This window comes from Mesorhizobium helmanticense (assembly GCF_003034915.1).
Classification (GTDB): Bacteria; Pseudomonadota; Alphaproteobacteria; order Rhizobiales; family Rhizobiaceae; genus Mesorhizobium; species Mesorhizobium helmanticense.
In genome coordinates this window covers 107171-133249 of the sequence record NZ_PZJX01000039.1, presented here as the reverse complement: position 1 = coordinate 133249, position 26079 = coordinate 107171, and the positions used below count along the sequence as shown (strand labels likewise).

Sequence of the window (26079 nt, the reverse complement as noted above, 5' to 3'; positions counted from 1 at the left end):
TGTGGGGGAGATGTCCGGCAGGACAGAGGGGGGCGCTGTCCCGCGGCCGATCGCAATCAGGGAGCAACTTTTGTCCGTCGCTGAAGCCGCAACACCATCGCCCGCCCTCCTCGTCGTCGAGGGCGTCACCAAGCATTTCGCCGGCGTCACGGCGCTGAGCGACGTTTCGCTTGAGGTGCGTCCCGGCGAGATCCTCGGCCTGCTCGGCGAGAATGGCGCCGGCAAGTCGACGCTGCTGAAAATCCTGTCCGGCGTCATGCCACCCACCAGCGGCCGCATCGTCTTCGACGGCGCCGAATTCAACCCGCACAATCCGCAGGATGCCAAGCGCCACGGCATCGTCACCATCTACCAGGAACTGAGCCTGATCCCGACGCTGACCGTGGCGGAGAACATCTTCATCGGCCGCGCCCCGCTCGGGCCGCTCGGCCTGGTCAGTTGGCGCAGGATGGAGGAAGCTTCACGCGCGATCATCGCCCGCGTCGGCCTCGACCTCGATCCGGCGACGCCGGTGTCGGCGCTTTCGGTCGCCGAGCAGCAGCTGGTCGAGATCGCGCGTGCGCTGTCGCTGCAGAGCCGCCTCATCATCATGGACGAGCCAACCTCGGCGCTGACCGAGACCGAGGTGCAGAAATTGATGTCGATCATGGACCGGCTGCGCAAGGACGGTGTCGCCATCATGTTCGTCACCCATCGGCTGGAAGAGGCCTCCGCCATCTGCGACCGCATGACGGTGCTGCGCGACGGCAGGCTCGCCGGCCATCTCGACCGCGAGGGCGGGCCGATCAAGCTCCCCAAAATCATCGAGAAGATGGTCGGCCGCGCCGCCTCCGAGCTCTATGCCAGACCGACGCAGCGCGATGTCGCCGGTGACGTCAGGCTCTCCGTACGCGGTTTGAGGACCGTGCGCGATCCGCAGGCGCCGCATGCCATCGTGCTCGAAGGCGTCGACCTCGACCTCAAGGCGGGTGAGATCCTCGGCGTCGCCGGTCTTGTCGGCTCAGGTCGCACCGAGTTGGCTCGCGCCATCTTCGGCGCCGACCGCATCGCTGCCGGCACCATCACGCTCGATGGCAAACCGATCGCGCCTGAAACACCGGCCGATGCCATCGCGCTCGGCATCGGCCTGGTGCCGGAAGACCGCAAGCATCAGGCGATCTTTGCAGCACTCGGCATCCTCAACAATTTCTCCATCGCCGCGCTTGGCCGCTACTCCAACGCCGCCGGCTTCATGGCCGAGCGGCGCGAGCGCGAGGCGCTGGCGGGCTACAGAAAGACGCTGTCGATCCGCATGGCCTCGCCCGAGCAGGCGATCGAGGGCCTGTCCGGCGGCAACCAGCAGAAGGTCATCCTTGCCCGCTGGCTGGCGCGCGACCCCAAGGTGCTGATCGTCGATGAACCGACGCGCGGCGTCGATGTCGGCGCCAAGGCCGAGGTGCACCAGATCCTGGTGCAACTCGCCGCGCGCGGCATCGCCATCATGATGATCTCGTCGGAATTACCCGAGGTTCTTGCGGTGTCGGACAGGATCGTCACCATGCGGCGCGGCCGCATCACCGGCGAGATGCCGGGCATCGAAGCGACAGAGGAAAAACTGATGGAACTGATGGCGCTCGACCGGAAGCAGGAAGCAACCCCATGAGCAGCACGACTGAACAAGCCCAGCGCGGCGGCATTAATCTTGCGCGCCTGCTGATGAGCTTCGGCCCGTTGATGTTCCTGGCGGTGCTGATCGTCGTCTTCACCGTGCTGAAGCCGAGCTTCATCGACCCCGTCAACATCTTTAACATCATGCGGCAGATCTCGATCACCGGGCTGATCGCGCTCGGCATGACCTTCGTCATCCTCACCGCCGGCATCGACCTGTCGGTCGGTTCGCTCTTGGCCTTCTGCGGCATGGTCGCGGCGGTGGTGGCCAAGGGAGGCACCGCCAACACGCTGTCGCTGTCGACGTCGGGAACGCAGGGCTATGGCTGGTTCGCCGCACTGCTCGCCGCCGTCGTCGTCGGCGCCATGGCCGGTGGTGTCCAGGGCTTTGCCATCACCAGGCTGAAAGTGCCGCCCTTCGTCGTCACGCTCGGCGGCCTCACCGTGTTTCGCGGCCTGACGCTGACCATCTCCAATGGCGGCCCGATCTCCGGCTTCGATGCCTCGATGCGCTGGTTCGGTACTGGCCTGATCGGCCCGGTGCCGGTGCCGGCGATCATCTTCGCGATTGCCGCGATCCTGTGCCACATCGTGCTGCGCTACACGCGCTATGGCCGCGCGGTCTACGCCGTCGGCGGCAATGCCGAAGCGGCGCGCCTGTCCGGCCTGCGCGTCGACCGCATCCTGATCTCGGTCTATGTCATCGTCGGTTTCTTCGCCGGCCTTGCCGCTTTTGTCTTGTCGGCGAGGCTGAATTCCTCGGAAGCCGTCGCCGGCATCGGCTACGAGTTGACGGTGATTTCGGCGGTCGTCATCGGCGGCACCTCGCTGTTCGGCGGCATCGGCAGCGTCGGTGGCACGGTGGTTGGAGCGGCATTGATCGGCGTGCTGCAGAACGGGCTGCAGTTCAACAATGTCTCGTCCTACACGCAAAGCATCGTCATCGGCCTCATCCTTATTCTGGCCGTGGCTTTCGACCGCTGGCTGAAGTCGCGGGTAAGACGGTGAGTTGGCAATGACCCAGATCAGAGCCATGACCGAACAGGACGTACCGGCGGTGTCGCGGCTGCTGGGCGAGTCCTGGCGTCGGACGTATTCGCCGATCCTGGGCGCCGAGACCACGACACGGCTGTCGGATGACAAGCACGCGCCGGAGCGGCTGGCGGCGGAACTGGCGGACGACAACAAGATGTCGTTCGTGGCGGAACGGACGGACGGCTCGATTGCCGGCTACGCCATGGCTAAGATGGATGCAACCGGCGACGTGATGCTCGACCGGCTCCATATCGACAAACGCGAATTCGGCACCGGGCTGGCCGCCGACATGCTGCACGCCGTCCTTGCCGCGCATGCGGGTATTCCGAGCATCGCGCTGGAAGTAATCGAGGGCAACGACCGGGCAATCGCCTTCTATCGCAAGCACGGCTTCGAGGTGGTTGAGCGCAAGGCCGCGTCGCACGGCGCGGAAGGCCATTCGTCATTCATCATGCGCAGGATTCTGCCACGTGCCTGAACTGATTGTGCCGCCAATAGGGCGTCAGCCTCCCTCGCCAGTCTTTGACCTGACGTTCTTCAGCGCGGTGAGGAGGTAGTCCTGCATCGTCGCCTGAAGGCTGGTCGTGGCGGTGCGCACCGCCGTCATCGCATCCTTCATTGCGGCTTCGTCGAAGGGCGTCGCCTTCTGCGCCGCCGCCAGATTGGCGCGCGCGGTGCGCAGTTCGCGCATCGCCTGAAAGGTGCGCGCCCGGTTGTCGCGCAGGATGCCGCGGAACTCCTTCCTGACCGCTGGCGAATAGTTGCCCGCGATCTCGGATATCAGCATGCGCGCCGCCCCTCCCTGCCGCAGCCCATGCGCCGCATAGCCGATCAGGAAGAAGTTGACGGCGAGCGACAGGCCGAGCAGCACCAGCGTTGCCGTCCAGATCCAGGAACGTTTCGTCAAAGCGAATCCTCCTCTGTCGGATCGGCTCCGATGCCTGGCTCGTCCACGATGCCAGGCCCACCGTCGTCGGTCAGACGCGCGCCGGAGGCCAGCGCCAGAAGCTCCGAATCCTGCAGGTCGTCCTGCTGGCGCGCCACCTGGTAGCCCACCACGGTCACCGCCAGGAGCGCAGCGGCCGCACAAGCAGCCAGCCCCGCCGGCGCCAGGAAGAAGCGCGGCAGGAAGGGTGACCGTGTCCTGTCGCTGTCGATGCGGGCCAGCACCTTGCGCGCCAGCGCCTGGTCGTCGCCCTCGACCAGCGACGCTTCGAGCACGAGACGGTCGAGCGCGGTGTCGGGATCGTCGTCGAGCCCCGCCCCGTCCGCCATGAGGGCCATCGCCTGCTGCCGAAAAGGCGCCGGCCATGTCTCGACCGTGTCGCCGAAGCGGCGTTTGTTTCGTTCGAACTCGTCCCGCGTCATGAGGACTTCCTTTCACGGCCCGCGGCCGCCATTGCCAGATGATCCCGCAGCGCCCGCCGCCCGCGCACAAGCAATTGCTCGGCCGATCCGGCGCTGCCGCCCATAACCTCGGCGATTGCCGCGATGTCGAGGTCGCCGACGGCCCTGAGCAGCACGGCCATGCGCTGCCGTTCCGGCAGGCGCGACAGGCCGTCGCGCACGATCGCCAACTCCTGCCGCGCCGCGGTCGTCGCTTCGGCATCGGCTTCCGGCGAGGGCACCTCGTCCCTGACGTCGTCGAGCCAAATGAAGCTGCGCAGCGCCCGTCGCCGGCGCTGGTCTATGCAGCGATTGGCGGTGATCCTGTAGAGCCAGGTCGAGGCACGCCCCCGGGCGGGATCGAACCGCGCGGCCTGCTTCCAGACGGTCACGAACACCTCCTGCACCAAATCCTCGGCATCGCCTTCATTGCCGAGATAGCGGGCGGCAAACACCCGCAGGCCCCGGCCGTGGCGAGCGATGAGTTCGGACAGCGCGCCTTGGTTGCCCGCCGCCACACGCGCCAGCAATTCGTCGTCCTCGCGGGCCTTCTCATGCTGCACTGCGACGGGCACCAACTGGCGAAGCTCCTGAACGTCAACGGCGCCAGCGGCGGAATCCGTAGACCGTCTTGCCGTTCGGCCCGGTGAAGCTGCCGGCCGAGCGGCCATGGAACGGCCCACGCGCCGACACCCGCTTCCCGGAGAAGGACTGCCCGTCCGGCCCAGTGCCAGAATAGCTTCTGGAGCAGCGGTCAACAACGCCTGCCACGCATTTGGATGTCGAGGTATAGGTACCGCCATTGGGGCCGGTGCGCGTGGTCGAGCCGGTATAGACGCCGCCATCGCCGGTGACGCTGCGGCTGATCTCGCCGCCATGCGCGGTCGGCCGTTTCCATTCCTCGGCCGCAGCCGGCATGGCCGTCGACGCTACAAGTATCGCGCCAAGGCAGAACAGGTGAATCTTCGCTGAAGAAAGCATGTCATACTCCTTGATTTTGCTTGGAAAAGACCAAGGCATTTCGCCGGAAAGGCAGAGCCTTGTCGAACAAAGGTGGTGATGGGGATCGTCAGCCGGCGCGATCGGCGAAGAGCTTGCGGATGGCCGCGATCTCGTCCGCTGAAAGCTTGCCGTCGCCATTGCGGTCGGCGAGGTCGAACAGCGGCGTGCGGCTGCGGAACTCGTCCTCCGAGACCTTGCCGTCGCCATTCGTATCCATGCGCCGCCAGCGCGTGCCGAGCATAGCCTGCGCGGCATCGGCGCGATCCATGATGGCATCGCGCGCGCCTTCGATTTCCGTCTCGTCGATGACGCCGTCGCCATTGCGATCGAGCTTCTTGAAGGCGTGCTCGCGGGCGGCAATCATCTCGTCCTTCGAAACGGCGCCGTCGCCATTGGTGTCGACGCGTTGCAGGATGTGCTTGCCTGCGTCTTTGCCCGGTATGTCCTGGGCCTGCGCAGCGCAAAGCGGTGCAAGCCCCAGAAGCAGGGCCGCAACAAGTGCTGGACGTTTCATGATGGTGGTCCTTTCGCTGTCATCGGTCGCCTTGTCGTTGGCAACTGCTGACCGATACGCAGGAAGGACTTCGCCCCTACGCTCGCCGGCGAAAAATTCTCACGCAAGGCGGTCTCGTGTGCTGATAGTCCAACACCGGTTCCGCAAGGATTTCCAGTGGCTGAGGTCTAATCGAACGAGCTGAGTATTTGCAGGATCACCAACAACAGCGCAAAGCCCAGAACAGACGCAAAGACCGCCACCATGAAGATGACACGTTGCTTCCTGTGCATGGCCTTCCCCCCGAAAGCGAGCCCCTCCCTCGCAAACACGAACGCCATTCTTGTCGGGCGTACCAAGTCGCGCGAAAAGTTAGTTTGCCAGCGTGCTCGTGCTCGAGGGCAGTCACATCATTCGTTCGGCCGATGCAGGAACATTAGTCGTATCTAATAATTATCCCTGAGCAGCGGAATCTTCGGATTCCCCTGCGGATCGGGCTGCAACCCGATCGGCCCGCGCCCTCGCCAGAGCGCGGGCCTTCATTTATTTGCCGATGCACGAAGCGGCGACGGCCGCGTATTGAGCATCTACTGGAGCATCAGTTGCAGACGTAGCTACCGTGGCGCCCGGGCGCCCAGGCAACGGGGCTCGTCATCCCCCGGGGTGTCGGACTTCCGTCATTCCCCGAGGTGGCGGAGTTCGGTCATCCCCGGGGATGACGAGCTTCAGCCTGGATTGTCAATTTCCGTGGCTTATCGAGGGTATCAGCCGCTGGACGAGTGGCTTATCCGTGTTGCCTAGAGGGCATGCCCCCATTGCAGCAACAGGAATGCGGCCACACCCGCCACTGCGATCGCGTAGACAGCGTAAAGAACAAGGATCGACACTTCCAGATCATGGAAAAAGCTCATTGCGAGCCTGATCTGTTGAGGCTCAACTTTCTCTACGATATCGGCTTCCTCAACGGGGTCGGCTGCTTTGACGAGGTCGGCGTCTGGTTGCTCAACCCTGGCAACGACAAAAGAAATCGTATCGTTCTCGGCTGCTTCCAGTATCCGGTCCTTGACGGCAATCATTGGATCCTCTGCCAGCTGATCTGCCGTCAGCCAGTGTTCAGCAACGCTCCGGACCTCATGTTTACCCATGCATGGTAATCGCATCGTTAAGATTAGGTTCCACTAAACTACAATTCCGGTTAGTCGGCGTCCTTCGAACACAGGGCGCTGTCTACACTACCGCGTGTCATGATGCCGCCTTGGTCACCGTTGGCAGGTCGCAATGTCAAAGCAGACTCACATAGCGGACGTGGCGCCGATGTCGTCGGCGCCGACCGTGTATGACGAAGACTGCATGCTGACCTATATTCGGCTGCTCGATGCTTCAGCCGACGGAGCAGACTGGCGTGAGGTTGCCCAGGCCGTTCTGCACATCGACCCGATCCGGGAACCCGAGAGGGCATTCCGGGCCTGGGCAACGCATCTGGCTCGCGCCCGCTGGATGACGACCAACGGCATTCGACATCTTGCCGGCAGTGCGCCGCACCGAGTCTAGACGCCCCACCACCGGGATAACGCAACTATCCATCAATTTTGGCAAAAAGCGATGATTTCGATACAGTGGGTGCCCTGAACTTTAGTTTACTTCGAGGATTGCATAGGATACTTACATGTGAACGCTACAGCCAAGAAATTTTTCTTAGCTTCCTGATTACGGGGTCATGCGATGCGCAAATGGGCGCCTTCGCTTCTGGTCATGATAATTCTGAGCTGGCAGGCCGCGCGGGCTGCGGATCAGGGCTCACAATCTCTTGCAAAAGTGTTCCACAAGCTGGACCAAGCGATTGATAGTGCTGAACTCTCGCATGAGCAATACCTCGGTGACCTCAAGCGCCTCCGAATAAAACTTGCCGGACTGGAAGTCCGTCTCAACAAAATCAGCGTGGGTTTGCCTCTGGAATACAGCGCAGGATTCAATGTTTATGAGGATATTCTTGAATCAAGACCTTTAAATTCTGCTCTTATCCAACAGGTTGAAACGGACATAGAGGCAAAGACACAGTTTTTTGTTAAGTCTGCAGGCTTTTTTCCGTTTTCCAGGAGCTTGCTCGTCCTGGTGAGCGTCTCCACCTACGAAAAGGATACGGCCGCGCCCGGTTACGGCGTAGTCTTCAACCCGGTCAGTGACGCGGACAAAAAATACGCGAAGTTTCCGTTCGGGTCAGAGACGAACACCGCCTCGCGCCAATTGCCTCCCGGCAACTACATCTTGCGCCTCTACAGAGGTGAAGATGCAGTCATGACCAAGATTGTTGCCGTCGGCTTCCAGGGGACCGATAGCGAAGAGGTTCGGATCGATATCTCAGCAGTAGGCGCACATGTTGACACCCAGCATAATTAAGAAGGCCTGGCAGCCGATCATGCTGACGACGGCCTGGATGTTCGCGGGCATAGGTGCGTTTCTTACCTATTCGGTAGAGTTATCTTCCACCTATAGCTTAGGTCAGAACGTCGCCGCCGCCGCTCAATCGCTCGTCGCCATTCTGTTTGGACTTATCATTCTGGCGATGTCCGGTTCGAAGAAAATCTCCACTGCGAACCTGGTCAAGGGCGGCGTCGTGTTGTTCGTTTTGGGAGTCGCCCTATACTTTGCCTATCTTTATCTTGAGGCGAACTGGACCTGTCCCTATGCACGAGATCGACGGCTCATCGTTGGCGAAACGTTTACGCCTGCCCTCACGGAATTTCTGGAGCAACAGAAGAGGGCTTTCTCTTGCGACCTGGTGCTCGATTTCGCCGGCGATACAACGCAGATGTTTGCATTTTCGGAACTGCTGTTCCGGTTTCTGATGTTGGGATTCGTCTATGTTCTGACCTGGTTTGTTTTAGCCACCCTGATTATCTGCATCGGCGTGGGCCTGTCGAACGGGAGCAAGCAACCAAACGCTCCGGAAACCGAGAAGGCGGGAACATGAGCCGCCTGAAGGCCACCCTTTTTTTGGTGATCCTGATTTGCACGACCCGCACGGCCCTTGCCGGTGACCAGTTGATGGATGAGGCCGAGCAGAATGCCTTGCGGATCGCAAAAGCCTGGGGCATCGGATCCCCACGTTTTGTCGAGACCGACGGTAAGTCGATCATAGCGACGGGCGGTGTTGATGGCATCGTTTCTGTTGGGCGCGAGTTCATCGCTCAAATCCACGCGCGAAACGACGACACGCGACGGTCCGCGGTTACCTTTGTGATGTTGCACGAACTCCGACACCTTGAGCAAGCCAACCGACTTAAGGAAGAGTTCGAAGACATGGCCAAAAGGCCTTTGTTGGAATGCGAAGCGGACATTCAGGCTTCCCGCGCAATAGTGCTCGACCTGTTGCTCAAAATACCGGACTTTTCGCAAAAAGAGCACCTGGCCGCCGCATCGCGCTCCCTCGAAGTTTTTCATGATACATGGCCAGGGCTTGTTGAACTGCTTCCCGCAAGCGGCATGGGCCAGGAACATTTGACGAAAAGGCAAAGGGTCCTTGCGCTGCAGTTCGGCCTTTGGCGTGCCTTTGGTGACCGACTGGTGGACGAGCAGGATGAGAAATTTCGAGCGGTCGCTGATCGCATTTTCGCTCAGGCGGGCGCTCAAGCCGATCTTCCTGTGAACGACTGGGGGCGAGAGGTTTGCGAACGAGTGGTCGGGGAGGAGACCCAGGCGCTCGCGAAAATTTACTTTTCGATCGAACCCGGGGATTTGGAGGAAGACAACACCCAGACCTTCAGACTATCCGCCAAGAACAACTCCTACCGAGATATCATGGTTTCGGTTACCTTTCTTGAAGGCCATTACCCGAAGGGCCAGGAGACGAACATCGAGAACTACGTGTTCACTGACGCGACCACCTCGAGGGCCCTCGTGAAAGGGGGAAAGAGCGAAATTCTCGAAGCCAAAATGAAGCTTCCTTCAGCGCCTGAGGGCTCCGACATCTTCATTTGGAGCTTACCCTTTCTGGACCAGGCTCTGTTGAGCGCCAAATTCTTGGGTCCGAAAAGGCCGCCGCCTAGTTGTGGCGACAATCTGGTAGAGTTCAACGATGAACTCGATGGCACGTTCCTCGACATGGCTCGCCTCGCGGGGATGGCGCGCAACCGTTTTAGCGACGTTGTTGCAGCCAACAACAACAATTTCGGATTTGAGTCTTCCGTGGTCGAATCGTCACTTAAGGTCCGAGGCGCCATGAGGACCGAGATATTCATTACAGGAGATACGGCCGCGACGGTCACTTTCTATGATGGACCGGACGAGTTCAAGGCGCTGTCGGTGTTCGCCAACCAAGCGAGCCAGATAAAAAAGCGTTGCACGGAGCCCTTCGCCGGTATCAGGGAGTGGATCGGAAAGGACGATCAGCTTCCCAACCTCGATATTAAGCGTTTCACGCCATATGCAAGGGCGAGTTTGGTGATTTCGAAACAGACAGATGACGAGGAGCCTGAGAAACCACCGGAGTATTGGGTTTACTGGGTTTTTCATTACAATTCGCCTTAGACAGAGGGGGCCATACTATGACGAACGTGCGCGCGGCTTTCCTGTTCGCGGGTTGTTTCGCTCTTGTTACCATCGCCCGCGCTCTTGGAACCGAATTCAACTGCACAGCGGATGCCAATCTCGGCCATTGCCTTGTCGATGAAGTTCGCCAAACCCGGATGGCACAAGAGAAAGCATGGTCAACATCATCTGAACTGGCAGATACTGTTGTGGCGGCTATAGCCATCATGGAAAAGCAGGCTCCGAGGGATGCCGAAAATACAATTCAGCTCATCTTCGAACGCGGCGTGGCGCTGGAGATCAGCGAAAAGAGCGACGCTGCGGTGGCAGCTTATAACAATGTCTGCACCACACTTCAGAGCTTTGAGGCAACGGGCGACCCTCCGAGTGAAGTTTCCAAGGCGCTCTGCGACTATGCCAAGCTCAAGATCGCCATGACAGGCAGCGACATGACTATTATGGCAGAGGCAGTCGATGCGGTATTGGCGCATGCTAACCTCGCATCCACCACGTTGCCGGATGACGTCTTGTCTGTTCTAAAGGCCGAAAACGCCGATCATAAATCGCGCATGGCAATCGCCGAAGCGTTAGCGGATTTGAGCGTCCTCAAAAGCGAGGAGGATAGGAAGTTGGCAAACCAGATAGCGGGCGGCGCGCTGGACATTGTGGAGCATGCTGCGGCGGATCCCGACCTGGACTTCACGGTCGCGGCGCATGTCCTGTCCGCTAGTGTGCTCGTCGCACCAGCCCCGTGGGACAGTGGCGCCGACGCGGTGGATCCTTTGCCACTTCTGGAGAGGATCATCTTGGATTTCGAAAAGATATTCGGCGCAGAGAGTCCCAGGATCTGGGACGCGCTTGATCAGTTGCGATTCGCCACTTGGAATTCAAGGTTTGGGACAATGAAAACGGAGTTTTCAAGCAAGCCCGATCATAGCCAGGACTGGAACCCTCTGGAGCAGCACAACGACACTCTGAGCGGCGTGGGATCGAGCGATGAGATTACTTTGCGCACGGCCGAAATTACAAAACGCCTCTTCCATCTTGCTCTCTTGGACGTTGACCTTGGTCGTCAAGAAAAGCGACTTGAATCCGTTGCGGCGAGTGCGACCAGCTTGGAGGGGGTCGGGGCACTGGCTCAGGAAATACTCGACAAACGTGGCGAAGTGATTAGAGCAGCCATTTCCGAGGGAAAGCTTCCAGAGGTGCTCGATCTTCAAAACGAGGTGAAAATTGCCGAACTGAAACTCTATGAGAGCGACGACCGGTCCAAAGCCTCCAGCAGACTGGATATCCTGGAGCTGAAGATTTCCCAATTTGCGGATGCCTCACCACAATTACCGCGAGCCTTGCTAACGCTCGCAGATGCACGCTCAACCTTGGCAAATTTGGATGAAGCCGCGAGAAAGGATCAGATAATCCGAATAGCTGGGCTGGTTGGCAGGAGCGAAAGAATAATGATCGGTGGCCAATCCGATCCCGGAATCGGCGACATAGATCTGTTTATGGCAAAGAGCGACCTTGAGAAGTTACGGTAACAGTAGTGATGATCGCCCAGGAAATTGCATAGCGCGGCTGTTCTTGGTTTTCCCTTGTCTGCGCTACGCGGCGATCGCAAATGCGGGAGCATAACCAGAGCTTGGAATGAACTTGAGGATGCATCACTCGTCATGCATTGCCGAATGTACCCACGCATTCCAAATCGACAGAATGATCTCTCGTCACTGACATCAAAACAACGCGATCACTGCGCGATCATCCCTGATGAAGGCGATTCATCAATTGACTCGTCGCCCCACACTGCTAGCGTGACATCTGGTGTTACTTTGGAAGGGGAGAAACTCATTGGCTGGTTTACTTAACGAGAAATTCTTCTTTGATTTTTCGCGACTTCACTTATTCGATGGGAAAATCTCGTCGAAGCAAATTGAGGGCCTTCGTTCGCTGTTGGCTGAATGGAACGCGAAGTATCACGATTTAGACGATCGGTGGCTAGCGTATGTACTCGGCACAGTTCATCACGAAACTGGCCGGGCAATGCGGCCTGTTCGTGAAGTGGGCCGTAATGGTTACTTTTTTCGGATGTATGACAGAAAGGGCGACAGACCACAGGTTGCCGCCCGGCTTGGCAACGTTTTTGATGGGGATGGCGTCAAATTTTGCGGGCGGGGCTTCGCGCAAATTACAGGTCGGGCAAACTACGAAAAGTTTGGTTTGGTTGACAAGCCTGACGATGCACTGAAACCGGTTGTCGCCTCATCGATCTTATTCAAGGGCATGATTGAAGGAATATTTACAGGGCGTAAACTCGAACAATATTTTTATGATAAGGTCACCAGGTGGGAAAACGCCAGACAGATTATAAATGGAAATGATAAAGCTGCCTTGGTGGCGAGTTATTCCATGAAGTACTATGCAGCAATCAGCTATACTGTTCCTTAGCAAGAGCGATAGTCGCGGTTAGCGCCACTCAGGGCGCTTTGCGCTTCCTTTCCAGTGTGGCGACCAAGAGCGCGCTACGGCGCCATGCCAGTCCGCTGTCCGCGATGACGTTTCACCCGCGAAAAAAATGCCACATGGCTGCGTAGGGGCAGGCAAGGTGCTGCGTAGAAGGTCCTGCAAGGGCGCCCATGGCGGGCCGCCCGACCGAGACTGGAGACAAGCATGAAAAAGATCGCCATGGCCTGCGCAGGCCTGCTGCTTGGCGCAAATGGCGCCTTGGCGGCGGACGGGTCCGGAGCAAGGCAATTCTTCCAGCGCATCGACACCAACGGAGACCGGATCCTCGAATTCGGTGAGATCCAGGCTGCGCGGGCGCAGATGTTCGACCGGATGGATGCCAATCACAACGGCCTGCTCGATCCGGGCGAGGTGCGCGACGCCCTGGAGCAGGTGAAATCAAGACGCGATTTCCGCAGCGCGCAGGTCGCGGACTTCAAGACACAGGCCCGCCGCATGGATCGCGACGGCGACGGAAGAATTTCGCGCGACGAGTTTGCGGGCTTCATTCCCGACCGGTTGCTGCGGGCGGACAAGAACGGCGACCGCGCGCTCTCCATCTCCGAATTGCGGGCGCTCAAGCGTCGCTGACCGGCACCCCTTCGACATCAAGAGGACAACACGATGAAACAGACAATCACAGCGTTCTGCGCATTGATGCTCGGCGCTTCGGTGCTTGCTTCGCCGGCCGCCGCCTTGCCGATCATGCCCGCTCCCGGCTTGACATCGGCTGCAACCGCGCCTGAGCCCATCCGCCACCGGCGCGGCTTCTACGTCGTCGGTGGCGCCTATTACTACAATGGCTACCGAGGCTATGTACGCTTGCGGCCCGGCTATCGCTACTACAATGGCTATTGGTTCCCCGCCGCCGCCTTTGCCACAGGCGTCGCGGTCGCGACCGTCGTTCCGCCACCGCGCCCCGCGGCCCGGCTGGCCGCCGCCCATGTCCGCTGGTGCTACGACCGCTATGTCTCGTACCGCGCATGGAACAACAGCTACCAGCCCTATTCCGGCCCTCGCCGGCAGTGCTGGTCGCCCTATAGTTGAGTTGACGGGGCGCTGGGTCGGCAACCGAGCGCCCATCATCTCGCGTCACTGGAACGAGGCAAGGACATGCTTGGCAACCGCTCCATGCCGGCCTCAACGGTCATACCGGTCCTTTCCTATCCTGACGTTGGCAAAGCCAGCCTTTGGCTTTGCCAGGCTTTTGGTTTCGAATTGCGCCTGCGGATAGCCAACCACCGCGCCCAACTCGGCTTCGGTGAAGGGGCTGTCGTCGTGACCGAACTGAAGGCGGACAAATCGATGGTCCGGGAAGACGCCGAACAGGACAGGCCCCGGCGGTTCGCCGTCATGGTCCGCGTCGAGGATGTGGATGCCCATCACCGGCGCGCAGTGCTGCATGGCGCGGTGATCCTGAGCGAGCCAACCAGCTACCCGTATGGCGAACGCCAGTATTCCTGTCGCGACCCTGGCGGCCACGGCTGGACCTTCTCGCAATCGATCGTCGATATCGCACCGGAGGACTGGGGCGGCATTGTCGGTAAAGCCTGACGCGGGTCTGTGCCAATCTGGCCGATGGCGGCGCATCACGATTGAATAAGCTCTTAGGATCGGGTTTGAGCGAGTCTGCAGCGCTCCCAAGCCATTCCGATAATACCGGCTCGACACATGAGGTGTTTACCACTTCTGCTGCCACCCCTTGGTTTTTGTATCCATCGCGCTATTCTCCAGATGTAGACCTTGTCTCGCTCAAAGGTGATTGGAGGGTTTCTATGGATCGGCGACTATTTCTGACAGGAATGTTTGGCATTGCAGGGGCGGCGGCGCTCGCGAGCGCGGTTCGGCCCGTCAACGCGGTGGCCGGCGTCCCAGCCGCCAGAAGCGGCATCCTCGATGAACTCGAGGCACAGGATAAGGAAGTCTTCGAGGACGGCGACACTCAGGCGGAGTTGGAGCCGGTCCGCCATCGGCATGGCCACTGGCGCAGACATAACAGGCGGCGCAGGCGGCGCGTCTGGAGACGGGTCTGCCGTCGCTATTGGCGGCACGGCCGGCGGCGCACCCGGTGCTATCGCGAGCGTGTCTGGGTCTGGTACCGGTGGTAACAATTGCTGAAAACCCCGGTGGTCTCCGCCGGGGTTTTCGTTGGGGCTTCTCGGCAATGATCCGGGGCGACTTTCCAGCTTTGCGGCAGCCATCCGCATAACCTGAAGCAGGAGTTATTGCCGTTTTCGCGCAAACGGCAATAACGCCCATGGCGATGCCTGTTCGCAACCATGCACAACCGCTCGCACGGCTCTTGCGTCTTGCCCGCCAATTGGCCATCCTCGCCCGCGCGCTTCTTGCGCTGTGGCCGGGGGGCTCGCATATGCCGACGCTTTATGCGCTGAAACCGGCCTTCCAGGCCAAGCTGCGGCCGCTTGCCGACCGGCTGGCACGGGCCGGCGTCACCGCCAACCAGATCACCCTTCTTGCCGCCGCTCTTTCGGTCGCCACGGGCCTTGTCGTTGCAAGGTTTGCCGGCCATTCCCCGGTATTCCTCTTGATGCCAGTGGTGCTGTTCGTCCGCATGGCGCTCAACGCCATCGACGGGATGCTCGCGCGGGAACACGGCCAGGCCTCGAAGCTCGGCATGTACCTCAACGAACTCTGCGACATCGTCTCGGACCTGGCTTTGATCCTGGCTTTCGCCGCTGTCTTCCCTGCCTGGGGCGTCGTCGCTTTCGCCATCACGGCGATCATAGCGGAATATGCCGGCGTGCTCGGCGTGGCTGCCGGGTCCGGGCGCAATTATGCCGGGCCTTTCGGCAAGAGCGACCGGGCGCTGGCGCTCGGCGTCATCGGCTTCCTGATCGCCTGCGGCCTGTGGGCCGAGGCGATCGCGCCGTTTGTGTTTCCGACCATGGCTACACTGTCGCTGGCGACCGCCATCAACCGGATACGCAGCGGCCTTAGGGGGAGCGGCGGCTGATGAGCAGCCTCGGGGGAACCGCCATGCTTCACCAACACAACATCACCGCCGCGCCGGCGGGACTCGAGCGCGTGGCCGAGGAGCGGACCTTCAGGAGCCATGACGGCACCGAGATCTTCTACCGCTATTGGCCGGCCATCGGCGAACCCGCCAAGGGCGCGATCCTCCTGTTCCATCGCGGCCACGAGCATGGCGGCCGCATGGCGCATCTGGTCGATGAACTGGCCATGCCTGGCCATGCCTTCTACGCCTGGGATGCGCGTGGCAATGGCCGCTCGGCCGGCGAACGCGGCTATGCCCCGTCCTTTGCGGCCCTGGTGCGTGACATCGACTGTTTCGTGCGCGAGATCGCCAGGGACGGGTTTGGCCACAGCGATATCGCCCTGATCGCGCAGTCCTTCGGCGCGGTCCTCGCCGCCGCCTGGGTGCATGACTATGCGCCCGATATCCGCGCGCTGGTGGTGGCCTCGCCCGCCTTTTCGGTCAAGCTCTACGTGCCCTTCGCCAAGGAAGGCATTGCGCTGTGGCAGAAGCTCAAGGGCCGCTTCTTCGTCAATTCCTACGTCAAGGCGAAGTTCCTGACGCATGACCCGGAGCGCATCGCTTCCTTCGAGGCCGACCCGCTGATCACCCGGCCTATCGCTTCCAACATCCTGGTCGAGCTCTACGATCACGCCGCCCGCATCGTCGCCGATGCCCGCGCCATCGCCGTGCCGACGCAGCTTTTGATCTCCGGAGCCGACTGGGTGGTGCGGCACGGGCCGCAGCACCAGTTCTTCGTCAACCTGGCGAGCCCGGCCAAGGAACGGCATGTGCTGCCCGGCTTCTTCCACGACACACTGGGCGAGCGCGACCGCCACCAGGCGCTCGACCTGATCCGGCCTTTCCTCGAAAGACAGTTCGCGGCGCCGGAAAAGCCGGTCGACCTCACCGGCGCCGACCGCGCCGGCTACACCCGCGACGAGGCCGACCAGCTGGCCTCGCCGCTGCCGCTGCTGTCGCCCAGGGGCCTTTACTGGGCAATGAGCCGTACCTCGATCCGCATGGGCGCCTGGCTGTCGTCGGGCATGAAGACCGGGATCGTCACCGGCTTCGATTCCGGCTCGACGCTCGATTATGTCTACGAGAACGTCGCGCGGGGTCACACGCCGCTTGGCCGCATGATCGATCGCACCTTCCTCGACGCCATCGGCTGGCGCGGCATCCGCCAGCGCAAACTCCATTTGGAAGAGCTGATCGGCAACGCCGTCGCCACGCTCAAGGCGGCTGGCCGGCCGGTCAATATCGTCGATATCGCCGCCGGCCATGGCCGCTACGTGCTCGACGCCGTCGCCACATGCGCTGAACCGCCGGCCAGCGTGCGGCTGCAGGATTTCTCCGACCTCAACGTGTCGCTCGGCCAGAAGCTGATCGCCGACCGGAAGCTGCCGGGAACGGTTTCCTTCCATCGGGCCGACGCCTTCGATGCCAGAATGCTTGCCAGGCTCGATCCGGCGCCCGACCTCGCCATCGTCTCCGGGCTTTACGAATTGTTCGCCGACAATGCCATGATCGCCCGTTCGCTCGGTGGGCTGGCCAAGGCGATGCAGCCCGGCGCCCTCCTCATCTACACCAACCAGCCCTGGCATCCGCAGCTCGAAATGATCGCGCGCAGCCTGACCTCGCATCGCGGCGGCCAGGCCTGGGTGATGCGCCGGCGCACGCAAGGCGAGATGGACCAACTGGTGGCTGCCGCCGGCTTCGACAAGATCGATCAGCGCATCGACCAGTGGGGCATCTTCACCGTCTCGGTCGCACGGCGCGCCTGAGGATGGCCGTGCCTGCCGCAGACCCTGCCCTGTCCGTCCCGGTGCGCGAGCCTTATGCCGGCGTCGTGCTGCGGGCAGCGCTGTGGCTCGCCTTTCTGGCGCCGTTCTTCTATTCCACCTACGGCTTCGCCAACTGGCTGGCATCGCGGCGCGATCATGTCGGCGGCATCGTCTTCGACTGGGAACATTTTATACCGTTCATGGCATGGACGATCGTGCCTTACTGGTCGATCAACCTGTTCTACGGCCTGTCGCTGCTGCTCAACGATACCAAGAGCGGCGTCGACCGGCTCGCCGGCCGCTACCTCACCGCGCAGATCGTCGCTGTCACCTGCTTTATCGCGTTCCCGTTGACCGCGACCTTCGCGCGGCCGCAAACATCAGGCCTGCCGGGCTTCCTGTTCGCGGTGCTTGGCGGCTTCGACAAACCGTTCAACCAGGCGCCGTCGCTGCACATCGCGCTGCTGGTCATCATTTGGGATCATTGGCGTCAAAAGCTGGGGCGTCTCAAACTGGGCGGCATCACCCAGATGGCCTGGCACAGCTGGTGTTTCCTGATCGGCGCCTCGGTGCTGACGACCTGGCAGCATCACTTCATCGACATCCCGACCGGCGCGCTGCTCGGTTTCTTTGCGCTCTGGCTGTTTCCGGCCAAGGGCGAATTGCCGTTCGCCGGCTTTCGGTTGACCGCCGATGCGAAGGCCAGGCGGCTGACGCGGTTCTATGCGCTTGGCGCGGCGCTGGCGCTGGCCGGCGCCGCCGCCGGAGCCTACGTCTCGGCGCTGTGGCTCGTCCTGCTATGGCCGGCGCTGGCGCTGGCCATCGTCGCCTTCGCCTATGCCGGGGCCGGCGCCAAGGTGTTCCAGAAAGTCGCCGACGGCAGCGTTTCGCTGGCGAGCCGCATCCTGCTTTGGCCCTACCGGCTCGGCGCCAGGATCAACCTATGGGCATGGACCCGCAAGCTTGCGCCTGAGATCGCGGTGGCCGACGGTGTCTCGCTCGGCCGCTTTCCGACAGCGGCCGAGACTGACGCCTTCGGCACGGTGATCGACCTTGCCGGCGAATTGGAAAGGCCGCGCGGCACCACCTGCCGCTGGATCAGCCTTCCCATGCTCGACCTTCTGCCGCCGTCGCGCGACAGGCTCGCAGAGGCCGTGGCGGCGATCGAGGATGCGCGCCGCCAGGGCACGGTGCTGGTCTGCTGCGCGCTCGGCTTCCAGCGCAGTGCCGGCGCCGTCGCCGCATGGCTGGTCGCCACGGGCCGTTCGCACACGCCGACCCAGGCACGAAAAAAACTGGCCGCATCGGGCCGGCCGGTGCATCTTCTTATCGGGTTGGACGAGCCGGCATGAAAAATCAGGCCTTTCGGGATAGGGCTGCGACGTTCGCCGCCGGGCTGATGGTGCAGGCGGTATGGCCACTGCTGGTGATCGCGGCTTGCGTGCTGGCGACTCCTGTCATCGGGCTGACGGCCGGGCCACGGGCGACGCCACTGTCAGCGGGGGCCTGGTTCGTGGCTGCCGCCAGTGCCCTGGCCATCCTCGCCTTCTCGACACTAATTCTGTTCGACGCCCTGCTGTTCCGGCTGATGGCGAGCCATGACAGCGAGGCAGCGGGCGCTGGCGCGGTCGACGATGTGCTGGCGCGCATGCGCCTGAAGCCCATCCCTGCCGCGACCCGCTCACTCGATGAGCGTATAGCGGGCGCGCGCCGGCTGCTGATGAAGCAGCGTACCGCCTTTTGCCTGTTCGCTGCGGCGTCGCTCGTCGCGGCATTTATTTGAATCCGTCGATGACGAAGCTTCACATCCGCGCCAACACCTTCACCTTGCTGCAGACCATGACCTCGGTCGGCCTGTCGGCGCTTGCCTGGGCGGTCACCGGCGTCAGGCCGATCTGGAGCGGCAGCGAGCCCTCGGACCGCCAGCGCATCTACTTCGCCAACCATGCCAGCCACGGCGATTTCATCCTGCTGTCGGCCTGCCTCAGCGAGAAGGAGCGCGCCCGCACACATGCCGTCGCCGCGGCCGAATATTGGGGCAAGTCGCGGCTGCGCCGCTTTATCGCGCAGGACATGCTGTCCTCCGTGCTCATCCACCGGCAGTGGACCGACGAGACGCAGAACCCGATCTCGATCATGCTCTCGGTGCTCGACGAAGGCCATTCGCTGATCATCTTCCCCGAAGGCACGCGCAACATGACCGACGAAGCGCTGCTGCCGTTCCGCTCCGGCCTCTACAATCTGTCGATGGCGCGGCCCGATGTCGAACTCATCCCCTGCTGGATCGAGAACATGTCGCGGGTGCTGCCCAAGGGCCAGTTCGTGCCAGTGCCGCTGCTTTGCCGTGTCGTCTTCGGTGCGCCGGTGGCCATCGCGCCTGGCGAGGAACGCCGCGCCTTTCTCGACCGCGCCCGCCAGACGCTGCTTGCGCTGAACCCCCGCCCGCCAAGGCATGATGTGGAAATGTGGAATCCGGCTATCCGAAAGACATCACGCGACCAAAAGAGCTTAGAGCATCGGTCGCGATCCGATATCCGGCACGACGCGCCAGGAGACGACTAGCCAACATGCCGATGCGCGAAACCCTGATCCTGGTCATCGGCCTCACGACCGTGCTGACCATCGCGAACCTGATCGCCGGCATCCTGTCGTGGCGCGCGCCGAAGCCGCTCTCCTCAACGCTGGTCAACCTCAACCAGCGCATCAATGCCTGGTGGGTGATGGTCCTGGCCATCACCGTCGCCATGTTCCTGGGCCGCCGCGCAATGACCATCCTGTTCGCGCTGATCTCGTTTGCGGCGCTACGCGAATTCGTGACGCTGACGCACAACCGGCGCAGCGATCACTGGGTGCTGCTTGGCATGTTCGGCATCATCATCCCATTCCAGTACTGGCTGGTATGGACCGCCTGGTACGGCCTCTTCACCATCTTCATTCCGGTCTATTGCTTCCTGCTGATGCCGGCCATCACCGCGCTGCACGGCGACACCGAGCGCTTTCTCGAACGCGTCTCGGCGCAGCAATGGGCGGTCATGATCTCGGTCTATTGCGTCAGCCACGTGCCGGCGCTGCTGACGCTCGAACTGCCCGGTTTCGAAGGCCGCAACCTGTTGCTGATCGCCTTCCTGATCATCACCGTGCAAGGCAGCGACGTGCTGCAATATATCTTCGGCAAGCTGTTCGGCAGACATCTGTTGTCGCCTGATGTCTCGCCCTCAAAGACCTGGGAAGGGCTGATCGGCGGGCTGGCGGCGTCGAGCCTGCTTGGCGCGCTGCTGTCGTTCCTGACGCCGTTTTCGCCGCTGCAGGCGGCGGGCGTCGCTTTCATCGCCTGCCTGATGGGCTTCCTGGGCGGGCTGGTCGCCTCGGCCATCAAGCGCGACCAGGGGGTCAAGGACTGGGGCCATCTGATCGAGGGCCATGGCGGCATGATGGACCGCGCCGACAGCCTGGTCTTCGCCGCCCCGGTGTTCTTCCACACGGTGCGCTACTTCTGGACGTGAGGGGATGGGGATGGCGACTTATAAGGCGGTCCAGGTATGGTTATACGCGTCGCTGTCGGTGATGCTATTGAGCAATCGGGCCTGGCCAACTGAAAAAGAAGTTGTTCATGCGCGGGCCACCAAAGACGCAGCCGTTAACTATTTGCGGTCGCTGCCGCATGATAGGAAAATCTATGTTTGGCCGACATGGCGTCGGCCTTACGAAGTTGTAGCTGATCGTCTGAACGTAAGCAGCTCAATCGAGCGATATAAAGCTCTCAGAGGCGATCTGAATGGTCTTTTCCCGACCTTTGCCACGGCCCAAATTTCGATAATCGCTGTCGACGGCGCGAGCTGGCAAGATGACATAGCGTCGGCCTTAACCAGTTCCCGCCTGCTGCCATCATACAAAGATTTCGTTGCAAAGGCGAAGGTCAGTTTAAGCGGATGCACGGCGTACAAGTTTATAAGCCGTGGCACTTGGGCGTCCGTAGGTTTCATTTTGGTAAACGAGCTTAACTTTCGCGACAAGGACGCGGGAGAGCTTGACTGGTGCGTCCATGCCGCACTTGATTACTTGCAAGGCCTTCCAACGAAGGATGGATACTTCGACTACTTGACGCTTCCTGGCGCGACAATCCGGGGCTTGGTGATTCAAGCGATCTATGAATGTGCTGCGGAAGGGGACGGAACCGCCGAGCCAGCAGAAAGAACCAGGGACGGTTTGACGCCACTTCCTTCGCTAGATTGCATCGTGGCGAAGGTGGCTGAATAAGGTCAGGCCACCGAGGCGGTGCAACTTCCTCGGCGGGCTGGTCGCCTCGGCCATCAAGCGCGACCAGGGGGTCAAGGATTGGGGCCATCTGATCGAGGGCCATGGCGGCATGATGGACCGCGCCGACAGCCTGGTCTTCGCCGCCCCGGTGTTCTTCCACAAGGTTCGCTATTTCTGGACGTGAGCGCCGGGCAAGGTGTGGCCGGCTGGCTCCGTCGGATCGAATCATTTCGCGACAGCGGTCCGGCAATTGTGTAACGATCTGTCCGAGCGGAGGCAAAGCGCCTCCAGATCGGCTTTGAGCCTTGTTCCACCCCATCGCCAATATCGAGGACGCGCAGACGCTGGCGCAGGCGATCGTCAATACGATCGCCGAGCCCTTCCTGGTGCTCGACGAGCAGTTTCGCGTGCTGGCGGCCAGCCGTTCCTTCTATGAGACCTTCAAGGTCGACCCCGAGCAGACGCACGGCTCGCTACTCTACGCGCTCGGCGACGGCCAGTGGGACATCCCGGCGCTGCGCCTGCTGTTGGAGACGATCATCCCCGAGAAGACCGCCATGGACGGCTTCGAGGTCGAGCATGATTTCCCCAGTATCGGCCCGCGCACGATGCTGCTCAACGCCCGCAAGGTCCTCTACGACCATAGTTCGGCCATCACCATCCTGCTCGCCTTCAACGACATAACGGCGCGGCGCGCCATCGAGAGGGAAAAGGAAGAGCTTCTCGGCCGCACCGAGGAACTGCTGCGGCAAAAGGATGTGCTGCTGCGCGAAATGGAGCACCGGGTTGCCAACAGCCTGCAGATCATCGCCAGCATCCTGTTGCTGAAGGCCCGCTCCGTCACCTCTGAGGAAACCCGCCAGCATCTGAAGGATGCCCATCAGCGGGTGCTGTCGGTCGCCGAAGTGCAACGCCACCTCCACACCGCGGCCGGCGTCGAAGAGATCGACGTCGTCTCCTATCTGTCAAAGCTGTGCGACAGCCTGGCCTCATCGATGGTCGGTGAAGACCAGCCGATCGCGGTGAACGTCACAGCGCAAGGCGGCAGGATAGACTCGCAAAAGGCGGTGAGCCTCGGTCTGATCGTCACCGAGCTCGTTCTCAACGCGATCAAATATGCCTTCCCGATGGAGAAGGCCAAGGCGCTGATCCAGGTGACCTACGAGACCGACGGCAGCGACTGGAAGCTGACGGTCTCCGACAACGGCGCCGGCAAGACCGCCGGCGAGGGGCCGAGTGTGGGTTTGGGAACAGCCATCGTCGAGGCGCTGGTCAAGCAGCTTGAGGCCAAGGTGGAGGTCATCAGCGATACCGGCGGCACCAGCGTGTCGGTGACCAGGGCGACGTTTACCTCGCGCATACCCCGGGCAGCCTGATCCATTCCTAAATTAGTCAGCGGTGAGGGGCGTCACGCGGCTTAACTCAGCGCTCCCGTTGGGCTGGCCATGCCCTGGTCCGTTCATTGGAACAAGAACGCTTGCGGAACGTTGGTTGAGGTTACAGGCACAACTTACACACTGTTCAGGGCAAGAGACGCACGGCGAACACCGCCGGGCGCGCTCATAGGAGGCTAATATGGATATCACCACAATACTGGTCATCGTTCTTATAGTTATACTGCTGGGCGGCGGCGGCTTCTACGGCCGGGGACGCTGGTACTAGCGCATCGGCCCGAAAATGGAATCGATTTTCGGAAAGCACGATGCATAGATTCAAAGTGCTAGAGCGTACTTGTGCGTCCGAATGGACGCACGTCGCTCTGAACGGCGTCGATAACCCATCAACTTGGCGCTGAGCGCCGGCCCATCCGAATCCCCATAGCTGCACTTCAGGATCGGCGCTTGTTTTAGCACCCGAAAGAGGCGGGTGGCATGCCGACCATACCCAAGATCGAGAAGGTCCGCATTTTCACGCCTTCCGAGATAAGGCTTTTTGGACGCGTGTTCGAGCGGGCGAAGCGGAAAGGCGAAACTGAAGCTCATCGAGAAGCACTGGCGTCGCGAATCGTCGCCAACTACATGGCCGGAATCACCGACGAGGCTGAACTTCTAGCGGTGTCGCGGCAGCCGCGTGGGCATTTCGATGCATCACATTAACCAACGCCAAGACTTCATGCATCGGGGCTCAAAAAACGCAAGCAGTCCAGTCTATCGAATAATTTTGTTTCGACTGGAACCAACCCTTCGATGCTATGTTAAATGACATACCGAACATCCCAAGCGTTCGGTCGTTAAAAGGCCCGCTTCCCGATCCCCCCTCCGGAATGCGGGTTTTTTGCGCGTTTCGCCCGGGACAGGTACGTCATTTGACATATGATGTTGGGCGGTACCCGGCTATAGGATCTATCGGAAAGCCTGCCGTCCGGAAATCGTCTCGATCCTGATCTGGTAGAACAGAGCGGGCGCCTTCAGCAGGTCCTTGAAGATGCCGTCAACAACGACGCTCGTCCATGATTGATCGCACCGACAGTCTGGCCTTCGCTGCGTCGGCGTTCTTCCACGCGGTGCGCTATTTCTGGACGTGAAAACGAACTACAGCCTTATTTTGCAGCCGCAAGCGGCGCTTTCTTGCGAGCCGGCGGCCGGCGGCGAATGCGGCGCTTGGCAGCGGCTTTCAGCGGGACCGGCGGATCGCTGGACAAGGCGCCCAGCACGGCATCGACCATGCCATAGGCCACAAAATCGGCATTGATGTCATTGGCCAATTTGGCGGCTGTTTCCTTGTTGGCGGTACCGTTTTCCGACCAGAACACGATGCCGACCCGCAGCGCCGTTTTGACACGTTTCAGCCGGCGGACCAGGAAACGGGCGTGTTTGACGGAGTCGCGGTTGAGGAATCCGACCACAACGGTGTCGACAGCGTCGAGTTCGAGCCGGCGAATGCTCGCCGGATCCATGTCGGCAAAGCTTGCCTTCGATATCGTTGCGCCCTGGACTTCGAGCACCTGCGCCAGCATGGCGGCGGCGGCATCATCGAGTTCACCGCGTCCGCCGGCACACAGCACCGCCATGTCCGTGCCATCAGGCAACTCGACATCGTCCTCACCCTCCCCCTCAGCCTCCTTGTTCTTGCGCGAGCCGGCTTCCTCGGCGGCAGCTGGATCTTCCTCCTCTGCTTCTTCCTGTGCGCTGTCGTCCAGGTTCGCCACCAGAGTCTGCGCACTGGCCGCCACCTGCCGTCTTTGCTCATCGCCCATCACACCCCGCATGCGGTCCTGCTCGCCGAGCAGAAGTGCGGGAATGGCGACCTTGTCGTAGAATTCGACCAGATATTTTTCTTCCAGAATCTCCTCGGCATGATCCGTGGCTTCATCGGGGTCGCCGGCCAGCAGCCTTTGGTAGAGCCGGGCATGCGGTTCGAGTACGGGTTCGTTGCCGAACAGGACGTCGAGGAATTCGAACTGCGGCACGTGCCTGCCGAGTACGACGAGACAGACCGTGAGCGGCGTCGACAGAACCAGACCCAGCGGGCCCCACAGCCAGGTCCAGAAGATCGCCGCGACAATGATGGCCAAAGGTGAAAGCCCGGTGCGCGAGCCGTAGAGCCAAGGTTCGACGACGTTGCCGGTGATCATTTCCATGACCACGAACAGCCCGGCGGTCCACAGCACAAGCGACCAGCCCGGCGCCACGGCCAGCGCCAGAAACAAAGGCAGCAGCGCGCCAATGACCGGGCCGATATAGGGAACGAATCGCAGTGCAAGCGCCAGCAATCCCCACAGCAGTGCGTTGGGTATGCCCAGAACCCAAAGCCCGAACGCAATCGGCACGGCATAGACGATGTTCACTACCAATTGCATGAGCAGATATCTGCCGACCCGCTTGCCGGCATCCTGGAGCGCCTCAGTGGTTCGATGAAGATCGCCATACCCGACGAGGCGTATGAAACGATCGCGCAGGTCCTCGCGCTCGAGCAGCATGAAGATGACGACGACGATGATCAGGCCGGCCGAAGCCAGCGGGCTGATCAGCGGGCCGATCAGGTTCTGGAGGACCTGGAGCGGTCTTTCACGCGCGACAATCTCGACAGGCACCGGCACGCGCTCGGGCTCATCCGCGGTGGGCTGTGAGGCTTCCTGCCTGTCGAGTTCCTGGCCAACGCGTTCGATCACCCCGCTCAGCCTGGCAATGATGCCGCCGCCGACGCCGGTTTCCTTCAGGGACCTGACCTTGGTCAGGATATTCGACTGGTAGAGCGGGATGTTCTGGGCCAGTTCGCTGACCTGCGTGGCGACAATGAAGGAGAACAGCGCAAGAACCGTGAATGCACCCAGCACGCTGGCGATGACCGCAGGAAGACGGGGAATGCCCACTCGTTTGAGCGCCGAAACCATGGGGGCAAGCGCAAAGGTGAGCAGCAGGGCGATTGCGATCGGCAGGAAAACCTCGCGCCCGAAATACAGGGCGGCGACCGCCGCCACGATTGTCGCGACGGTGGGCAACGACATGCGC

At 61.3% G+C, this 26079-nt stretch carries 28 protein-coding genes and 1 pseudogene; 22 read left to right on the top strand and 7 right to left on the bottom strand.

Features of this window, described 5'->3' with window-relative positions; translation table 11 throughout:
- The first annotated feature begins 10 nt into the window (after positions 1–10).
- Genes C9427_RS21360 through C9427_RS21350 form a run of 3 tightly spaced genes read left to right on the top strand, consistent with a single transcriptional unit; the run spans position 11 to position 3160 of the window.
- Positions 11–1642: a sugar ABC transporter ATP-binding protein gene (locus tag C9427_RS21360; protein ID WP_107651062.1), complete on the top strand. Its 1632-nt coding sequence runs from the start codon at positions 11–13 to the stop codon at positions 1640–1642.
- Positions 1639–2655 (top strand): ABC transporter permease, encoded by a 1017-nt coding sequence (locus C9427_RS21355; RefSeq protein WP_107651061.1) that lies wholly within the window; start codon positions 1639–1641, stop codon positions 2653–2655. Before C9427_RS21360 ends, C9427_RS21355 begins: the two co-directional genes overlap by 4 nt.
- Before the next feature lie 7 nt (positions 2656–2662).
- Positions 2663–3160, top strand: coding sequence for a GNAT family N-acetyltransferase (locus C9427_RS21350; protein WP_107651091.1), 498 nt, complete (start codon positions 2663–2665; stop codon positions 3158–3160).
- 24 nt (positions 3161–3184) lie between these two features.
- Here C9427_RS21350 and C9427_RS21345 read toward each other — a convergent pair whose 3' ends face one another.
- From C9427_RS21345 to C9427_RS21320, 6 genes are all read right to left on the bottom strand, one after another.
- Entirely contained in the window at positions 3185–3589 is a 405-nt protein-coding gene (locus tag C9427_RS21345; RefSeq protein ID WP_107651060.1) for a periplasmic heavy metal sensor, read from the bottom strand.
- Positions 3586–4050, bottom strand: a complete 465-nt coding sequence (locus tag C9427_RS21340) for a hypothetical protein (protein WP_208636396.1) — start codon at positions 4048–4050, stop codon at positions 3586–3588. Before C9427_RS21340 ends, C9427_RS21345 begins: the two co-directional genes overlap by 4 nt.
- On the bottom strand, positions 4047–4643 hold the full coding sequence (locus C9427_RS21335; protein ID WP_107651090.1) for an RNA polymerase sigma factor: 597 nt from the start codon (positions 4641–4643) through the stop codon (positions 4047–4049). The genes C9427_RS21340 and C9427_RS21335 overlap by 4 nt, the downstream gene beginning before the upstream one ends.
- 22 nt (positions 4644–4665) lie before the next feature.
- On the bottom strand, positions 4666–5049 hold the full coding sequence (locus tag C9427_RS21330; RefSeq protein ID WP_107651059.1) for a hypothetical protein: 384 nt from the start codon (positions 5047–5049) through the stop codon (positions 4666–4668).
- Positions 5050–5137: 88 nt separating this feature from the next.
- Entirely contained in the window at positions 5138–5584 is a 447-nt protein-coding gene (locus C9427_RS21325) for an EF-hand domain-containing protein (protein WP_107651058.1), read from the bottom strand.
- A gap of 776 nt (positions 5585–6360) precedes the next feature.
- Positions 6361–6708 carry a hypothetical protein gene (locus C9427_RS21320; protein ID WP_107651089.1) on the bottom strand — a complete coding sequence of 116 codons (348 nt, stop codon included), beginning with the start codon at positions 6706–6708 and terminating at the stop codon, positions 6361–6363.
- Between the two features lie 133 nt (positions 6709–6841).
- Between C9427_RS21320 and C9427_RS21315 the strand changes: the two genes are divergently transcribed.
- From C9427_RS21315 to C9427_RS21220, 19 genes and pseudogenes are all read left to right on the top strand, one after another.
- Complete coding sequence (locus tag C9427_RS21315; RefSeq protein WP_107651057.1) at positions 6842–7114, top strand: DUF2285 domain-containing protein; 273 nt, start codon at positions 6842–6844, stop codon at positions 7112–7114.
- A 171-nt stretch (positions 7115–7285) separates the two neighbouring features.
- The gene (locus tag C9427_RS21310; RefSeq protein ID WP_107651056.1) at positions 7286–7960 is read left to right on the top strand and encodes a hypothetical protein; all 675 of its coding nucleotides are present in this window, start codon (positions 7286–7288) and stop codon (positions 7958–7960) included.
- A 19-nt stretch (positions 7961–7979) separates the two neighbouring features.
- Entirely contained in the window at positions 7980–8534 is a 555-nt protein-coding gene (locus tag C9427_RS21305) for a hypothetical protein (protein WP_146172570.1), read from the top strand.
- Positions 8531–10090, top strand: coding sequence for a hypothetical protein (locus C9427_RS21300; RefSeq protein ID WP_107651054.1), 1560 nt, complete (start codon positions 8531–8533; stop codon positions 10088–10090). The genes C9427_RS21305 and C9427_RS21300 overlap by 4 nt, the downstream gene beginning before the upstream one ends.
- A 17-nt stretch (positions 10091–10107) precedes the next feature.
- Complete coding sequence (locus tag C9427_RS21295; RefSeq protein WP_107651053.1) at positions 10108–11628, top strand: hypothetical protein; 1521 nt, start codon at positions 10108–10110, stop codon at positions 11626–11628.
- A 307-nt stretch (positions 11629–11935) separates the two neighbouring features.
- Positions 11936–12532 carry a hypothetical protein gene (locus C9427_RS21290; RefSeq protein ID WP_107651088.1) on the top strand — a complete coding sequence of 199 codons (597 nt, stop codon included), beginning with the start codon at positions 11936–11938 and terminating at the stop codon, positions 12530–12532.
- 222 nt (positions 12533–12754) lie between these two features.
- Positions 12755–13180: an EF-hand domain-containing protein gene (locus C9427_RS21285; RefSeq protein ID WP_107651052.1), complete on the top strand. Its 426-nt coding sequence runs from the start codon at positions 12755–12757 to the stop codon at positions 13178–13180.
- 33 nt (positions 13181–13213) lie between these two features.
- Positions 13214–13636 carry a BA14K family protein gene (locus C9427_RS21280; RefSeq protein ID WP_107651051.1) on the top strand — a complete coding sequence of 141 codons (423 nt, stop codon included), beginning with the start codon at positions 13214–13216 and terminating at the stop codon, positions 13634–13636.
- Between the two features lie 66 nt (positions 13637–13702).
- Positions 13703–14143 carry a VOC family protein gene (locus C9427_RS21275; RefSeq protein WP_107651050.1) on the top strand — a complete coding sequence of 147 codons (441 nt, stop codon included), beginning with the start codon at positions 13703–13705 and terminating at the stop codon, positions 14141–14143.
- Between the two features lie 817 nt (positions 14144–14960).
- Positions 14961–15563 (top strand): CDP-alcohol phosphatidyltransferase family protein, encoded by a 603-nt coding sequence (locus C9427_RS21265; RefSeq protein WP_107651087.1) that lies wholly within the window; start codon positions 14961–14963, stop codon positions 15561–15563.
- Positions 15563–17371: a bifunctional alpha/beta hydrolase/class I SAM-dependent methyltransferase gene (locus tag C9427_RS21260; protein ID WP_107651048.1), complete on the top strand. Its 1809-nt coding sequence runs from the start codon at positions 15563–15565 to the stop codon at positions 17369–17371. Before C9427_RS21265 ends, C9427_RS21260 begins: the two co-directional genes overlap by 1 nt.
- Before the next feature lie 2 nt (positions 17372–17373).
- The gene (locus tag C9427_RS21255; protein WP_107651047.1) at positions 17374–18723 is read left to right on the top strand and encodes a phosphatase PAP2/dual specificity phosphatase family protein; all 1350 of its coding nucleotides are present in this window, start codon (positions 17374–17376) and stop codon (positions 18721–18723) included.
- Positions 18720–19154: a hypothetical protein gene (locus tag C9427_RS21250; RefSeq protein WP_107651046.1), complete on the top strand. Its 435-nt coding sequence runs from the start codon at positions 18720–18722 to the stop codon at positions 19152–19154. Before C9427_RS21255 ends, C9427_RS21250 begins: the two co-directional genes overlap by 4 nt.
- A 56-nt stretch (positions 19155–19210) precedes the next feature.
- A complete protein-coding gene (locus tag C9427_RS21245) occupies positions 19211–19933 on the top strand; it encodes a lysophospholipid acyltransferase family protein (protein WP_425351670.1) in 723 nt (240 codons plus the stop codon).
- Positions 19934–19944: 11 nt separating this feature from the next.
- A complete protein-coding gene (locus C9427_RS21240; RefSeq protein WP_107651086.1) occupies positions 19945–20874 on the top strand; it encodes a phosphatidate cytidylyltransferase in 930 nt (309 codons plus the stop codon).
- Between the two features lie 10 nt (positions 20875–20884).
- Positions 20885–21628, top strand: a complete 744-nt coding sequence (locus tag C9427_RS21235) for a hypothetical protein (protein WP_146172569.1) — start codon at positions 20885–20887, stop codon at positions 21626–21628.
- 25 nt (positions 21629–21653) lie between these two features.
- Positions 21654–21812, top strand: a pseudogene (locus tag C9427_RS21230) (phosphatidate cytidylyltransferase); the annotation flags it as partial.
- 121 nt (positions 21813–21933) lie between these two features.
- On the top strand, positions 21934–23004 hold the full coding sequence (locus C9427_RS21225) for a sensor histidine kinase (protein WP_107651043.1): 1071 nt from the start codon (positions 21934–21936) through the stop codon (positions 23002–23004).
- 495 nt (positions 23005–23499) lie between these two features.
- Positions 23500–23724: a hypothetical protein gene (locus C9427_RS21220; protein ID WP_107651042.1), complete on the top strand. Its 225-nt coding sequence runs from the start codon at positions 23500–23502 to the stop codon at positions 23722–23724.
- Positions 23725–24167: 443 nt separating this feature from the next.
- Here C9427_RS21220 and C9427_RS21215 read toward each other — a convergent pair whose 3' ends face one another.
- Positions 24168–26075 (bottom strand): AI-2E family transporter, encoded by a 1908-nt coding sequence (locus C9427_RS21215; protein ID WP_245437128.1) that lies wholly within the window; start codon positions 26073–26075, stop codon positions 24168–24170.
- Positions 26076–26079 lie beyond the last annotated feature (4 nt).

Excerpts from the sequence above, each read along its gene's own strand:
- C9427_RS21255 (WP_107651047.1), top strand. The coding sequence starts at position 17,374 with ATGGCCGTGCCTGCCGCAGACCCTGCCCTGTCCGTCCCGGTGCGCGAG.
- C9427_RS21300 (WP_107651054.1), top strand. The coding sequence starts at position 8,531 with ATGAGCCGCCTGAAGGCCACCCTTTTTTTGGTGATCCTGATTTGCACG.
- C9427_RS21350 (WP_107651091.1), top strand. The coding sequence starts at position 2,663 with ATGACCCAGATCAGAGCCATGACCGAACAGGACGTACCGGCGGTGTCG.
- C9427_RS21260 (WP_107651048.1), top strand. The coding sequence starts at position 15,563 with ATGAGCAGCCTCGGGGGAACCGCCATGCTTCACCAACACAACATCACC.
- C9427_RS21285 (WP_107651052.1), top strand. The coding sequence starts at position 12,755 with ATGAAAAAGATCGCCATGGCCTGCGCAGGCCTGCTGCTTGGCGCAAAT.
- C9427_RS21215 (WP_245437128.1), bottom strand. The coding sequence starts at position 26,075 with ATGTCGTTGCCCACCGTCGCGACAATCGTGGCGGCGGTCGCCGCCCTG.
- C9427_RS21220 (WP_107651042.1), top strand. The coding sequence starts at position 23,500 with ATGCCGACCATACCCAAGATCGAGAAGGTCCGCATTTTCACGCCTTCC.
- C9427_RS21240 (WP_107651086.1), top strand. The coding sequence starts at position 19,945 with ATGCGCGAAACCCTGATCCTGGTCATCGGCCTCACGACCGTGCTGACC.
- C9427_RS21330 (WP_107651059.1), bottom strand. The coding sequence starts at position 5,049 with ATGCTTTCTTCAGCGAAGATTCACCTGTTCTGCCTTGGCGCGATACTT.
- C9427_RS21280 (WP_107651051.1), top strand. The coding sequence starts at position 13,214 with ATGAAACAGACAATCACAGCGTTCTGCGCATTGATGCTCGGCGCTTCG.
- C9427_RS21340 (WP_208636396.1), bottom strand. The coding sequence starts at position 4,050 with ATGACGCGGGACGAGTTCGAACGAAACAAACGCCGCTTCGGCGACACG.
- C9427_RS21295 (WP_107651053.1), top strand. The coding sequence starts at position 10,108 with ATGACGAACGTGCGCGCGGCTTTCCTGTTCGCGGGTTGTTTCGCTCTT.
- C9427_RS21235 (WP_146172569.1), top strand. The coding sequence starts at position 20,885 with ATGGCGACTTATAAGGCGGTCCAGGTATGGTTATACGCGTCGCTGTCG.
- C9427_RS21355 (WP_107651061.1), top strand. The coding sequence starts at position 1,639 with ATGAGCAGCACGACTGAACAAGCCCAGCGCGGCGGCATTAATCTTGCG.
- C9427_RS21360 (WP_107651062.1), top strand. The coding sequence starts at position 11 with ATGTCCGGCAGGACAGAGGGGGGCGCTGTCCCGCGGCCGATCGCAATC.
- C9427_RS21275 (WP_107651050.1), top strand. The coding sequence starts at position 13,703 with ATGCTTGGCAACCGCTCCATGCCGGCCTCAACGGTCATACCGGTCCTT.
- C9427_RS21315 (WP_107651057.1), top strand. The coding sequence starts at position 6,842 with ATGTCAAAGCAGACTCACATAGCGGACGTGGCGCCGATGTCGTCGGCG.
- C9427_RS21265 (WP_107651087.1), top strand. The coding sequence starts at position 14,961 with ATGCCGACGCTTTATGCGCTGAAACCGGCCTTCCAGGCCAAGCTGCGG.
- C9427_RS21305 (WP_146172570.1), top strand. The coding sequence starts at position 7,980 with ATGCTGACGACGGCCTGGATGTTCGCGGGCATAGGTGCGTTTCTTACC.
- C9427_RS21310 (WP_107651056.1), top strand. The coding sequence starts at position 7,286 with ATGCGCAAATGGGCGCCTTCGCTTCTGGTCATGATAATTCTGAGCTGG.
- C9427_RS21320 (WP_107651089.1), bottom strand. The coding sequence starts at position 6,708 with ATGGGTAAACATGAGGTCCGGAGCGTTGCTGAACACTGGCTGACGGCA.
- C9427_RS21325 (WP_107651058.1), bottom strand. The coding sequence starts at position 5,584 with ATGAAACGTCCAGCACTTGTTGCGGCCCTGCTTCTGGGGCTTGCACCG.
- C9427_RS21250 (WP_107651046.1), top strand. The coding sequence starts at position 18,720 with ATGAAAAATCAGGCCTTTCGGGATAGGGCTGCGACGTTCGCCGCCGGG.
- C9427_RS21245 (WP_425351670.1), top strand. The coding sequence starts at position 19,211 with ATGACCTCGGTCGGCCTGTCGGCGCTTGCCTGGGCGGTCACCGGCGTC.